This window comes from Anaerobiospirillum sp. NML120511 (assembly GCF_023050955.1).
Classification (GTDB): Bacteria; Pseudomonadota; Gammaproteobacteria; order Enterobacterales; family Succinivibrionaceae; genus Anaerobiospirillum.
Genome location: NZ_JALKIK010000036.1, coordinates 37,469 through 50,886 on the forward strand (window position 1 = coordinate 37,469; position 13,418 = coordinate 50,886).

8 protein-coding genes are annotated in these 13,418 nt (G+C 52.1%); 5 read left to right on the forward strand and 3 right to left on the reverse strand.

Annotated elements, in window-relative coordinates:
- The first annotated feature begins 969 nt into the window (after nucleotides 1-969).
- Both MXE39_RS09755 and MXE39_RS09760 read left to right on the forward strand, forming a co-directional pair.
- Nucleotides 970-1,923 carry an ROK family protein gene (locus tag MXE39_RS09755; RefSeq protein WP_246978488.1) on the forward strand — a complete coding sequence of 318 codons (954 nt, stop codon included), beginning with the start codon at nucleotides 970-972 and terminating at the stop codon, nucleotides 1,921-1,923.
- 909 nt (nucleotides 1,924-2,832) lie between these two features.
- On the forward strand, nucleotides 2,833-3,828 hold the full coding sequence (locus tag MXE39_RS09760) for a hypothetical protein (protein ID WP_246978490.1): 996 nt from the start codon (nucleotides 2,833-2,835) through the stop codon (nucleotides 3,826-3,828).
- A gap of 708 nt (nucleotides 3,829-4,536) precedes the next feature.
- On the opposite strand, the gene MXE39_RS09765 is transcribed toward MXE39_RS09760, so the two are convergent.
- Nucleotides 4,537-5,721, reverse strand: coding sequence for a cysteine desulfurase family protein (locus tag MXE39_RS09765; RefSeq protein WP_246978492.1), 1,185 nt, complete (start codon nucleotides 5,719-5,721; stop codon nucleotides 4,537-4,539).
- Between the two features lie 414 nt (nucleotides 5,722-6,135).
- Nucleotides 6,136-6,660, reverse strand: coding sequence for a metalloregulator ArsR/SmtB family transcription factor (locus MXE39_RS09770; protein ID WP_247074025.1), 525 nt, complete (start codon nucleotides 6,658-6,660; stop codon nucleotides 6,136-6,138).
- Nucleotides 6,661-7,291: 631 nt separating this feature from the next.
- On the opposite strand from MXE39_RS09770, the gene MXE39_RS09775 reads away from it, so the two are divergent.
- The 3 genes from MXE39_RS09775 (at nucleotide 7,292) to MXE39_RS09785 (ending at nucleotide 12,474) form a co-directional block, all read left to right on the forward strand.
- Nucleotides 7,292-8,782 carry an FkbM family methyltransferase gene (locus tag MXE39_RS09775; protein WP_246978495.1) on the forward strand — a complete coding sequence of 497 codons (1,491 nt, stop codon included), beginning with the start codon at nucleotides 7,292-7,294 and terminating at the stop codon, nucleotides 8,780-8,782.
- An 833-nt stretch (nucleotides 8,783-9,615) separates the two neighbouring features.
- Nucleotides 9,616-10,914 carry an FkbM family methyltransferase gene (locus tag MXE39_RS09780; RefSeq protein WP_246978497.1) on the forward strand — a complete coding sequence of 433 codons (1,299 nt, stop codon included), beginning with the start codon at nucleotides 9,616-9,618 and terminating at the stop codon, nucleotides 10,912-10,914.
- A 615-nt stretch (nucleotides 10,915-11,529) separates the two neighbouring features.
- Nucleotides 11,530-12,474, forward strand: coding sequence for an FkbM family methyltransferase (locus tag MXE39_RS09785; RefSeq protein ID WP_246978499.1), 945 nt, complete (start codon nucleotides 11,530-11,532; stop codon nucleotides 12,472-12,474).
- A gap of 759 nt (nucleotides 12,475-13,233) precedes the next feature.
- Here MXE39_RS09785 and MXE39_RS09790 read toward each other — a convergent pair.
- Nucleotides 13,234-13,418 (reverse strand): hypothetical protein (locus MXE39_RS09790; RefSeq protein ID WP_246978501.1); only part of this gene is annotated, 185 nt, incomplete at its 5' end.

The window sequence follows — 13,418 nt, forward strand, 5'->3', positions numbered from 1 at the left end:
CAGGCCGGGTCGGGCAGACCGGTCCAGGTCCGACCGGGCAAGGTCGGCCAGGGGCATGACATGCAATTAACGGACAGGCATGGCCTTGTAATGCCATGACCTGACAGCAACGGACTTGTCCTGCTGCGACATGCTGTGAACAGCCATGCCGTCCACTGACAAGCTTATCCATCCCTGTCGTGCCATGTTCAGACAAGCGACCTTATGGTATGAGTCAGTCTCTGACATGATGATGGTAGCGCTTTGGACTCAGACGGATATGCAGGCTTATCCAGCATTGTCCGAGGCCTGGTGAGTGATGAACCGGATACAGGCCACATGAGTCTGAGTTTGAGGCTTAGTCACAGACAAAGCATGAGACTTGTCTATCTGTGTCCGCGTCAGATATGAGTATGCAGACATGGACTGACAATACTGTGTCCGGGTTAATGATGGTCACGTATACGGATTCAGAGGCCTGATGCCCTGTGCCCCATAAAGCAAAGCCCAGGACCGAGCGGCGCATCAGCAGCTCGTCATGTCATATGCCAGAGGTCAGCTGTCATCTGACTAAGCAATGACAGTATCAGTCTATGCTCCTCACAGTCTGAAGTGCTGGCATGGTTGCGTGAGCCTTATTTCGGCTCTGAACCTGAACATGAGTCTTAGCCTTAGCATGGAGCAGGGCGTGAGCCTGATATTAATCCTTAGACTTTGGGCGGGGCCTGGACTGGCGTTAATGCAGGTCTGAGGAAGATTCTTAGAGCATGGCAGATGCTGGCATGACTTAAGTACTGAAAGCCCATTTGGGCATGGGCCAGCATGAATGCTGGACTGTAAGCCAGTCTGGATATGTGAGCATGTATCTTCATTCATGGGCATAGGTATGGTCAAGGGCATTGGCATGTTGATGGTCACGGGCACCAGCATGGGCATGGTCACGGCATGTGAAAGGAAGTTTCAGATGATTTATCAGCGGGAGGTCAGACATTGAACAGCCAATTTACTCTGGGTGTAGATCTTGGTGGCACCAAAACCGAGATTATTGCCCTGGATACCAGCGGTAAAGAGTGTTTCCGCAAGCGTACTGCCACAGTTAAGGGATCTTACCCTGACACCATCAAGACTATCTCCTCACTGGTATTTGCAGCTCAGGAACAGAGTGGTGGTTCATGCCCTCTTGGTATTGCCATACCTGGTACTGTGTCTTTAAAGACAGGGGTAATCAAGAATGCCAATTCATGGTGGCTCAATGGTCATGACCTCAAAGCTGACCTTGCTGCCGTGCTTGGTCATGACGAGATTTACCTTGAGAACGATGCCAACTGCTTTGCACTGTCTGAAGCTGTAGACGGATCAGGAAAGGATGGAGACATGGTATGGGGCATTATCCTGGGCACTGGGTCAGGCTCAGGCCTTATCCACAATAAGAAAATCTGGAGGGGCCGTAACCTGCTTGGTGGTGAGTGGGGACATAACTCCCTGCCATGGATTACCAGTGAAGAGGCTGCAGCATGGACTGATGTCAAATGCTTCTGTGGCCAGAAGAACTGTATTGAGACCTTTGTGTCCGGCACCGGCCTTGAGCGTGACTATGCCAAGCGTACTGACAGCTTTGACCCGGAGGCCATGGTTTACCCTCATAACAGTGAGTACATCATTGAGAAGATGCGTGAGGGTGATGACACAGCAAAGGCCAGCTTTGCAGCCTATGTCAGCCGTCTTGCCCGTTCCATTGCCAATTACGCCAATTTCTTTGACCCTGATGTGATTGTCCTGGGCGGTGGCATGTCTAATATCGACGACCTCTACGAGCTGCTGCCTGAAAAGATTAAAGAGTACATTTTCGGCGGTGAGTTTGATACCCCGGTGGTAAAGGCACTCTACGGCGGCAGCTCAGGCGTACGCGGCGCAGCATGGCTGCCAGCCATGCATCGCAGCTGACAGAGAGCTACCCAGCCCTATACGGCATCCTTGCCACGCATACTCACGCCCATGCTGCGGAATAGGGACGAAAGACAGCCGTGGCATATATGCTCCGGCAGGAGCATGAGACAGCTCTGGCCAGTTATCCTGCAAGCCCTGCGCATCATGCTGCCCATTCAGGGTATGCCGGCCATGAACAGCCTTGCAGTACTGACAGCCCATCTCATGGGGCTTATGCCATGTGATACAGGCTCAGCTGTGTACAAGTAATGGACAGGGCCTGTCGCAGTCATGCAGGCACTGTAGAGCTTCAGAGGATGGCTGTGGTCAGGGGACTTTCCCGGACTCTGTTGATGCCCCTGTTCCATGAGCCTGACGGCGGCACTGGCCTTTGCTTTGAGCATGGGCTGGCAGAGCATGGCACGGTAATGGTCCTTTGCCTGACCCGGGCCGGCCTGACCTGCGTGCGACGCCTAATGCCTGACTGCGGCAATGGCCTTTGATTTGAGCAGTGGCTGGCGGAGCATGGCACTGTAAGTGCCTTTTGCCTGACCCGGACCGGCCTGACCTGTCGTTCAGCTCCTAAGTCCTGACTACGGCCATGATACTTGCTTTGACCTGGGGATGAGCCGTGCATGGTCCCGTAAAGGCACTTTGCCTTTTGCCCTGAGCATCTGCTCCGCCTGCAGCTGCAGCCCATGTGGGCTTACTATGGCCATGGTTTATGTTCAGAACCGTGGCTGGCAATGGACTGGCAATGGGCTTGCCTTAAGCATGGCTTGATCATGGCTCTGGGCATGACAACTGGGGTGGGCTGGGTGGCTTTTTGCCGCTGAGAGTTGGGGCTGGTAAGAATTTCTTCACATGGTGTCATGGACACTGGACAATGGACAGTTGACACTGGCTTGGTTACTGGAGAACTGATGTATGAGCAATCCTGTATTACTGAAATCACCTGAGGGCAGGCTTGAGGCTGTTGTGGATCTCAATGGCGGCATGCTTGCTCAGATTTATCTGTGTGCCGGTGGTCAGCGCAAGGCGCTGCTGCATAAGGCTCCATGGCTCAAGGATGATTATTACTCATCACCTGCAAGTCTCATGGACCATCTGTCAGGTGAGTGGGCCTGTGTGCCTTTTGGCTTTGTAACTGAAGACTGCTCTCTGTTTTCAGCCTCTGCCCCTCATGGTCTGCCATGCCACAGCACCTGGCAGCTCAAGCAGGTTAATTCCTATGGTAACAGTGCTCTGCTGACTTATGACTATCCTGAGGGCAATGACCTTGCTCATATTGAGAGAATTATTACCCTGAGGGATGACAGTGTCGTGCTGTCCTTCACCGTAACCTCCCGCAAGGACTGTGCTGCTCCAATGGGTGTACATCCGGTATTCCCAACTGAGGGTGAGGAAAACGTACTGGAGCTGTCCATTGATGGTGACGGCATTGTCTATGGCATTGAGTGTGAGGCCGGTATCAGCCGTCTGGTGCCTGGTGCCAGATTTGATGCCCTGAACCGTCTGCCTTTACAGGAAAAATATCATGGCGCTGATGGCAATACCGAGGTCATGGACGGTACCTGTCTGCCTAAGCCTTATCACACCGAAGAAATTGTTCAGATGCTTCACCCTCAGGGACAGGCTGTGCTGACCTACCCAAACAAGGGAGTACGTCTTACCCTCAACTGGGATAAGGAAGTCATTCCAACCTGTCTGCTGTGGATGAGCAATTACGGCCGCAAGTATGAGCCATGGAACGGTACTAACTGCTGTCTGGGCATTGAGCCTATAGCCGGTGCCTGGGACCTTGCCGCTCAGTCAGTTGCTGAGCACAATGCCGTCAAAGACGCAGGTGTCCCAACAACAGTGCCCCTCAAGGCAGGCCAGGGCCTGACTTTCAACTATTCCATTGCCGTTGAAGAGCTGTAAGCAGAAGGCATCAGCAGACCTGCTGGATTTAGCAGGCCAGCCGGTCATATGCCCTCAGATCGCAGCCCCATTGTCCAGTCATTCAGTCATCCAGACAGCCTGACGACCTGCCACCAGGACAGCATGCAGACATGGCAGAAGATCTTTGACTTTTGCTGAAAGCGAGAAGGCCCTGACGTAAGTCAGGGCCTTCTGGTATCGGGCAGGTCAGCTCAACAGAACAGCCGCAGCTCATCCACAGCTCATCCGTAGCCTGAGGCCAGGCATGTGTCTGCGTTATGGCTGCATGCATGGCAGCTACCTCCAGATGTCTGGCCGCGCTCCTTGCTCATGCATGCCGTGAGTTCCGGTCAGGGAGTAGTGTTCAGGGCCGTGATCGGCCGGGCAATCAGAGCATGCTCAATGAATGGCCAGGCTGTGCATGACCATGCTGCGCTACTGAGCTGTGCTGCTCTGCGCAAGGCTGAGTAGATCCTGCAGGACTGAGTCCGTAAGAGCAGGCGACAGCCTGCGCTGTGCTGAGCCAGGCCAGCCGGGCAGGCCCTGCTGTGCTGAGTCCATCAGTGCAGGCCGTGCCGTGATGGTCACATCTGGCCGGGCAGGCCCTGCTGTGATGGCCACATCTGGCCTGGCAGTCCAGGCCAGGCTTGAGGGCTGGTCTGATCATGGCGTCTGATTATTGGGCGGGCTGCTTTGTCGGGGCAGCTGCTATGAGCAGATGCGGGCTACCTCTGCTATGGCGCGGCTCAGGTCTTTGTTGGTGGTGAAGCGTCCCAGAGAGAAGCGCAGGGTAGACAGAGCTGCATCGTCGCTCAGGCCGATTTCAGTGAGCACATAGTTTGGCAGCATCTGGCTTGAAGAGCAGGCTGAGCCTGTTGAGCAGGCAATTTTGGAGAATTTGGAAACAATGTTCCTGCCTGCAGCTCCATTAAAGGTTATGGAAATGATGTGGGGCAGGTGAGGGGTAGTGCCCTCTTCGTTATAGCCATTGATGGTGATGTCGGCACTGGCCTTGAGCTCAGGGAGCAGATCGTCATGCATCTTGACCAGCTTCTGGAAGACCTCATCACGCTCATTTTTCATGATTTCAAAGGCTGCACCCATGCCGGCAATCTGATGAGTGGCCAGAGTGCCGCCACGAAGACCCTTTTCATGGCCGCCACCGACAATGATAGGGTCGAGCTCGATATTGTGAGCTTTTTTGATGTACAGGGCTCCAATGCCCTTAGGGCCGTAGATCTTCTCAGGAGTAAGGGTAGCCATGGAGACATTGCCATCATCGAGCTTAAGATCAATAAGGCCATTGGTCTGAGCACAGTCGCTATGGAAAGCAATATTGTGCTCACGACAGAGTTTTGCAATGCTCTCAATGTCGTTAATGGAGCCCAGTACGCTGTTGGCATGTCCTATGGACACAAGGAAGGTGTCCTCACTGATAGCCTGAGCAACCATTTGAGCGCTTACTGTGCCATCAGTGCGTGGTTTGATGTAAGTGACCTTAAAGCCATGGTGCTCCAGCTGCTCACAGCACTCAAGCACTGACTTGTGCTCAATGGAGGTGGTCACGATATGACGACGGCTGTCATTGATGCGGTACTGGGCATAGCTGATGCCCTTGATGGCCAGATTATTGGACTCAGTAGCACCTGAGGTAAAGATAATCTCAAGAGGTGAGCAGCCTACAGACTGAGCAATCTGATCACGGGCTTTTTCGATAATTTCAGCTGCAATCCAGCCAAATTTATGGGTTTTGGAGGCACTGTTGCCAAACTGGCAGTCACCTGAGATAACCTCAATCATGGCTGCAGCTACTCTCTCATCCATTGGAGTGGAGGCGGCATTATCAAGGTAAACAGGAAGCTCAGCAGATGCTGACTGATTTGATTTGCTCACGTTAGACTGTCTCTCTGGTTGATAGGACAAATTTGACCGGGCTCCGGCTCCATAACAAGTCCCAGGCCGCAGGTCTCGAGGCCTCCCGGCCTCAAGGTCTCGAGCCCATCGAGGCTCCTGCCCCCACGCATGCCACTGCTATGCATGCATATGGATAAATGTACAGGACATGATGGTGCCTTAGTGCTCATGCACTATGCCAGATATCCTTAGTATTCACGGGGCTGGTACCTGGCTGAGCTGGTGCCTGTCAGGGCAGGTACCTTGCTGTACCGTGGCATTGAGGTTACCAGGCCGGGCAGGTGCCATGCTGTACCCGGGCAGGGGATGGCGCCTGGTTGTGCTGGAGCATGGCTGGGATGGCCCCCGGCTGGGCTGGAGCCATGCTGGTATGGCTCCCGGCTGTGCCAGTGGCTATTCTTCTTTGATGTGCTCAATGGCCATTTCGATGACCTTAAAGACGTGGTCATCGCACAGGCCGTAGTAATTCTTTACGCCGTCTCTTTTGACTGTTACCAGTTTACGCATGCGCAGTATGGCCAGCTGGTGGGAGACTGCCGAGACGGACATATTGGTCTTACTGGCAATGTCACCTACCGACAGCTGTTTGTGCTGGAGCAGCAGGTAGACGATATTGAGGCGGCTTGGGTCAGACAGGGCCTTGAAGAAGGCTGAAAGTACCTCAATGTCATCACTGGACATGAGCTCGCCATTGGCAAGAGCCAGTTCATGGGCATGATTGACACTCTTGCCTGCGCAGCAGCCGCAGCTGCACGATGACTTGCTCTCACTGCTGTCTTTTGGAGAGTCCGAATCCGGCGCATCCTGCTTATACTGCGTCTCCTGCGCCATAAGGTCAGTCTCAGCGCTGGCCTTTTTACTTTTGCGGCCGGCAGTGGCGTTTTTGCCTCTGGAAGTTCGTGAACTGTTTGTGGTCATCTGGCCCCCGGAATAAACATCATGCTGTCTGCAGACAGCAGTGCACAGTATAGCGCTTAATCACCTGAACTTCAGACAAAGATTGAGCTGAAAATGCGCCCATAATGTGCTCAAAAGCTCAGAAACAGGCCTTAATTTACCCACTGCCGTGCTGTCGTTGTATTATACGCATTCTTATGACTCCCGCTGGCCGCCCTTTTGCACCCATCATGGCCAGCACGGCCTGCAAACACCCATAAGACCAGGGCATGCAAGCGACCAGGCATACAGCCCAGGGCAACCCATGAGACCATAAGGCATGGATGTAGACCATGCCTCTGAATCAGGGACCCAGGCCGTGGACTTTTAATCCGGCTCATTGCCTGGATCGGTACAGGCCTGCCATGCATGATGCGTACGGCAGATGTGTCCGGCCCGGCCCTGTCTGACCGGACTGACCGGGCTCGCTGCAGGCCGGCCATGCATGAGTTTACGACAGGGCTGCCCGGCCCAGGCTTGAATTGTCTGGGCAGGATGCCGTGCCATGCTGTGGCATGGCATGGCAAGACCTGTCTGGCCGGGCTTTATGTGCAGTCGTTACTTGCAGCTACCGTCTGCCCGCTTACCTTTATCCATTGTTGAGGTTGTAAATATGAGCAAATCCCAAAATATCAGCCGCCCTGTGTTCAGGTACTGTATCGTTAATCTGAAAAAACTCAGGAATAATGTCAGCTGCCTGGTTACAGTTACCTCTAATGGCATAAAGCGTTACAGAGGTCGTATCCTGTCCATGGGTATACCCGGCATTACTACCTCTGATGCCAGACTGACAGATATTCCTGACAGTTCAGCAAATTCAGCGGTTGTTAATATATCACTTGACCTTATTGGCAGCAGTGAGGGAGGCGAATATCTCAAGGGGCTCTTTAAGGACCTGCGTCGAGTGATGATCGACGGTGCCATGGTCAAGGTCAATATCAGCTACCCGAACCCATATACCATTGCCTCAATCAAGGATAAGCTCGATGCAGCCTTTGCGCTTATGGGAGTAAAGTGCACCTCCGGGATCGATGCTGATCTGGAGTTTGCCAGAATGTTTCCTGTATCAGTCAGGCAAGTGCCAGAAAGCTTCAGAAACAAAGGCTTTGCCAGTCCTGAGCAGCTGCTCGAGGCTTTGCTTGGTATTGATAACGCTCTCAACAGCATACAGTGCATCCTGATCTTCAACAGGGATAAGCAGTTCCGCTATGCTCTGGCCAATCCTTCTCTTGTCACATCTGGCGCTAAGTCGTTTATGAGCACCGGTGATGCTGTTTTTGTCATGAGCGTCTATGATCCTGGTGAAGAGTCAATGTATGCCTCACGCAATATTATCAATGTGGGCTTTATTGAGCCTTTTGAAAGTGAGGTAGCCGCCACCTTTTTCAATATGCTTGGTCAGAAGCACGAAACCTTTACCGTAGCCAATATCGGCGCCAATCTGGGCTGGTATTCAATCCTTGCTGCCCGTACCTCAGCTGGAGTAAAGGTAGATGCCTTTGAACCTGCTCCCCAGAGCCTGAGGCTGCTCAGAAATACCATTGCCATAAATGATCTTGCTCATATTATTGCTGTCCATGACGTAGCCCTGTCCGATGAGAAAGGCTCAGTAGACTTCTATGTTTATGAATCCAATGCTGGTGGCAACAGCGTAGTTCATTTTGCTGAGGGCAATGACAAGGACTATGGCCGCTACGAAAAGATTACTGTTCCTTGCGACACTCTGGACAGTACTTACCTGAGCATGGATAAGAAGGACTGGCCTGAGATCATCATCATGGATGCCGAGGGCCATGAGCAGAAGATCCTTGATGGTGCCCGTGAGCTCTTTGAAAATGGCTTCAGACCAGTCATGCTCGTTGAGTTCTCACCGGCTCTGCTCCACCTGCGTGGTGAGTGCCGCTACCATTACGAGCTGGTCGAGAAATACAACTACCAGGTATTTGCCATGACTGACGGCAAAATAGCTCCGATGACAACAGAAGAGCTGCGCAAATTCTACGACCAGCTCAGTGTCAACAACCCGGACTCAGCCCACCTTGACCTGCTCTTCCTGCCACTGGACAAGTACACAACCAGCTCAGGTGACATCCAGCTCAAATAACCCCATGGCCATCCCGCCAGCCAGGCTTGCAGCCCGCCTGTCGAGCCAGGCTTACTGCAAGTCCAGCCAGATTGACCCGGCCTGCGGATGGCCCTGGCTCTGGCTCTGGCCAGACCGTACAGGCCAGGCTCCGGCCGGCCACATCTGCCATCCAGCGGTATGGCTATGGCCCCGCTGTCTGCCCGGTACAGTTCCCGGTGAATGCTGGCGACTGCCTCCAGCCTGCAGCCCTGCAGGAACTCAGTCAGCAGAACTGCTACTACCCATCTGACTGCACGCATCAGCCCTGCAGTCACTTTTAATGCCTTGCAGGCACGCTGACGGAAATGCAGTAAGGCAGGAGTGACGGCAGCCAGGTAAACAGGAACGCACGCATACAGGCAGGAGGGATGAGGGCAGGCATATAAACAGGAACACATGCAGGCAGATAGACCGGTATGCTTGCTTGCAGATAGTCTTCCTGACGTTGAAAAGTGAAGTTACTGGCTGGCACGGCCTGACCTTGCCTGGCAACAAAGTGCTTATTCAGATTTATATCTCAGGACTGGGGTCAGTCCTTTGTAACTAATATCGAAGTATTTGAATTATGATTTGTCTGAACTTTGGTGATGAAACCTTTACCCTCAAGGGCTTCAAAAATACACCATCAATGATTGAAAATGGCTTAAACAAGCCATTTTTAATGGGGGGGGGGTAAAACACTTTCCAAAATAGAAAGTGACTCAGTCTGCTCAGCCCGTTTTGTCTACAGCCTCGAGAGACTGCAATTTGAGGACTCTTTTACCTTCATTGATTTCATTTCTGAGCTCTGGCGTATCTGTGCTCATGGTGCTTTGATTGAAATCAGAGCCGCTGCACCGGATAACCCAATGACTGAGGCCGATCCGGGCATAGTACGCAGCATCAGTGGTGGAACTTTTGAGTTCTGGGATGCCCAGAAACGCAAGGCTATAGCTCAGAATGAGGCAGCCAGATTAAGCTGTAAGGAGCTTGATGCCCGTGGCATCAACTTCCGCATGCTAAGTCAGAAGTGTCATCTGACCCCGGAGCTCAGCAGCCGGATCGCAGGCATGACCTTTGAGGATGCTGGTAAGCTCAACGCTTTTCTTATGGCCAATAAGGAGGGCATAGCCAGCAATTCTTTCTATCTGGTTTGCCTGAAAAAGCCTGATGAGCACTTTGGTCTGGTTAATCTGCCTGATGCTGTCAAAGCGCTGCAGATGCGTGATGAAAGTGAGCTCAATAAAGCTCTGCCTGAGGGCACCCGTTGGCGTGGTGACATGGGCCCTTACATCATGCGCACCTTTGACCCTGGTATTTTCCATGGCTATGTAGCTCAGTCTATTGCTGTGAGTGGCTGCTGGGAGCCTTCAGAGACTGTTATCGCCTCCAACATCATCAAGATGATTGCTGATCAGAAAGACCACTTCAAGATGGCCAATATTGGTGGCAATATCGGATGGTACAGCGTACTGGCTGCCAAGCTGACAGGCAGGGTAAGTGTTGATGTATTTGAGCCAACTCCGGCAACCCTGGAGCTGCTGCGTGACAATATCAGAATCAATCAGCTGGACAACCAGGTAAAGGTCCATGCTGTGGCCCTGACTGACAAGAAGGGTGAGGTAGAGTTTCACATCAACCATAACAACGATGCCGGCAATTCCATCAACCACATCGAGCAGATTGAACGCTTTGACAACACCACTTTTGAGACTGTCACCGTACCAGCTGACTCGCTTGACAACATCTACGCAAAGGAAGACAAAGATCAGTGGCCTGACTTTATCCTCATTGATGTTGAGGGCCATGAGCAATTCGTCTTCAACGGTGCTCAGAAGATGTTTGAGCAGGGCTTCCGCCCTCTGATTATGGCCGAGTTCTGTCCTTTCATGATGGAGGCCACAGGCAATGTCACCTGGTGGCATGATCTGATAAGCAAATGGGGCTACAGGGCCTATGCTGTAATCAATCAGGATCGTCCTGGCCTGGGAGCAACCACCATAGAGGAGCTCAAGACCGTATATGAGCGGCTGCGCACCGTACCTGAAGATGCCGAAGTCAACTTCCTCAACCTGGTCTACCTCCCTGATACCATGGAAGAACGCAACGGCTACTTCCATTACAAAAAGTAACATCCAGCCATGGCCACAGCTCTGAGCCCGGCCAAAGCCTGCCTGCATTAGCCTCCAGCCTTACACATCAGAAGGTCATGCACATAACGGGGGCCGCTCCCGATACGCAAGACGCCATAATGGCAATGCAGCAGCCGTGGCAATACTGGCAATTCAGGTCAGCTTGTCTGACAACCATGCCTGCCTGCGTGCACGCATGCAGCCAAGCAGGCCAATCGGCCTGCAGACATGGTACTGGCAGGCTTGGCCGGTCAGTCCAGCTGTGCATTACTCAATGGACAACAGCAGGAGCAGATGCAGGGCCACAGGAATAGACTGGCCGGTATCTGCCTTGAAATTGCCAATGACCTGGTCAATGACCATGAACAGGACCATGCCTGAGGCTCTGATGCGTCGCTCATGCCCTTGCTCATACCAGAAGCCTGATGCTTTGCCATGCCTCTTGCTACATGGTCTGACGCGCTGCCATTGCCATGGCCCGCTGCTGAGGTGTTGCCCTGGTCGATAGCACATCTCCTGTGGCGTTGAATTGCCACGGTTATCGATTAGTATTACTGCAGGAAAGATTTATCTTTTGTAGCCTGACTTCTTGTCAGGCCGAACACGGAAAATATCATGTCTGTACTCGACTCTCTGAATTTTGCAGAAAAGGTTCTGCAAATCGCTCTGCACACCAACTCTTCCAAGTTTGTAACCCACAAGAACAAGCTGGAAATCGTTATGTCCTGGCTGTGTGATGAGCAGAGCAAGGTTCATTTCCAGAATGAGCTGTCCTATCTGATGCTCAAGACCATTAATCGTGAGCTTGCTGATCAGGTATCACCATTTACCAAGGAGCAGTGGGATACAGAAATCGTTGCCCGCTGGGATGAGTTCGTAAAGTCCCCACAGTGCCCTAAGATGGCCTGCAAGGAAGAGGAGCTGGGCTATCTGGCCACCATGCTCATGACCACCTATGTGGCCGAGCAGTACCGCTATGGTGATCTGGTCAAGGTCAACAAGGGTGATGTCTTTATCGACTGTGGAGCCTGCTTTGGTGATACTGCTCTGTGGGCATACCACAATGGAGCCAGCAAGGTTTACAGCTTTGAGCCAAGTCCATACAACTACCAGGTTCTGGTAGAGAACTTCAAGGCCAATGGCCACGATACCGCCACTGCCATTAACCTTGCTGTAGGTGACAAGGAGTGCAAGATTCCTTTTGCTGCCGCTCCTGGTATGGCTGGTGCCTCCTATGCCACAGCTGATGGCAATATCGAGGTTGACTGCATTGTTCTGGACGACTGGATTGAGAAGAACAAGATCAAGCCAGACTTCCTCAAGTACGACATTGAAGGCGCCGAGCTTGAAGCTCTCAAGGGCTCTGTAAAGACCATCCAGAAGTACAGGCCACGCATGTGTGTCTGCCTCTATCACAAGATTGAACACATGTGGGAGCTGCCAATCTTCATCAAGAGCATCAACCCTGATTACGAGTTCTACTGCCGCAAGAACAGCTACCACAACGAGTTCGTGCTCTACTGCGTCGACCGCTCCGCCACCACAAAAGCAAAGAAGTAGGCACCTGCCTGGCAGCCCAGCCCAGCCAAGCCACGGTATATGCCCAATAGCATATGCCATGGCTTGAGCCAGCTCCAGAACGAGCTCGGTCATATTGTCTTAACAGGCAATGCAGCAGGCTGACTAACTGACAGGCCAAACCTGAATCAAGTTTCAGTGTTGCGGGAAGAATACGTTGAGCCCCGTTTCCACATGGTGGGAACGGGGCTCAACGCACTAATAGTTTTATATTATTATATTGATAAACACAAACGTGATAATGTGATTGAATTGAATTTAACTCAATTCAATTCAATCAAGATCTGACAAATGAAATGGTCGTACGTAATCTACTGGAACATAACAGCAGAAATCATCATAGGCACTTTATAATAAATTTTAGAAAGTGACTTAGTTTGCAACATAAGATGCCCGGTCATGTTCAAAATCAGTTATTGATGACATTATTATAGATTTGCATGAATCGATATAGATAAATGTGAAAAAGGCAGCTTCCTGACGAGCAGGGGCTGCCCTTATTTATTGGGGTACTGCAAACGTTGTCATTGTCCTGAGGGCTTGCTGTCATCTCTACGAGCTTGCCTATCGTAAAGCTGACTGCAGCTTATCAGGGCAGGTCCAACTGTTATGCAGTACATAATATTCGTGCCGTACTAACAGTGCAGCATGTCTGCACAGGCAGCCCGTTGCGGGCTGCCCTCAGGCCTGCACAGCGTGCTGTGCTGGCCTGATTAACTGCAGAACAATGTTACTGCATCATTAGAATACGTAGCGTACGTTAGCAGAAGCACCGAACTCCTTGATGTTGGAAGAACCAGTGTAGTTCAGACCAACACCAACGCCCAGGTTACCGGACTTGGCGGCTACGCCCATGGCAGCACCATAGGTGAAGCTGTCAACGAACTCGGACTTGGTAGCAACGCTCCAGTTGGTTACGTCAGTCC

Excerpts from the sequence above, each read along its gene's own strand:
- MXE39_RS09760 (WP_246978490.1), top strand. The coding sequence starts at position 2,833 with ATGAGCAATCCTGTATTACTGAAATCACCTGAGGGCAGGCTTGAGGCT.
- MXE39_RS09770 (WP_247074025.1), bottom strand. The coding sequence starts at position 6,660 with ATGACCACAAACAGTTCACGAACTTCCAGAGGCAAAAACGCCACTGCC.
- MXE39_RS09775 (WP_246978495.1), top strand. The coding sequence starts at position 7,292 with ATGAGCAAATCCCAAAATATCAGCCGCCCTGTGTTCAGGTACTGTATC.
- MXE39_RS09785 (WP_246978499.1), top strand. The coding sequence starts at position 11,530 with ATGTCTGTACTCGACTCTCTGAATTTTGCAGAAAAGGTTCTGCAAATC.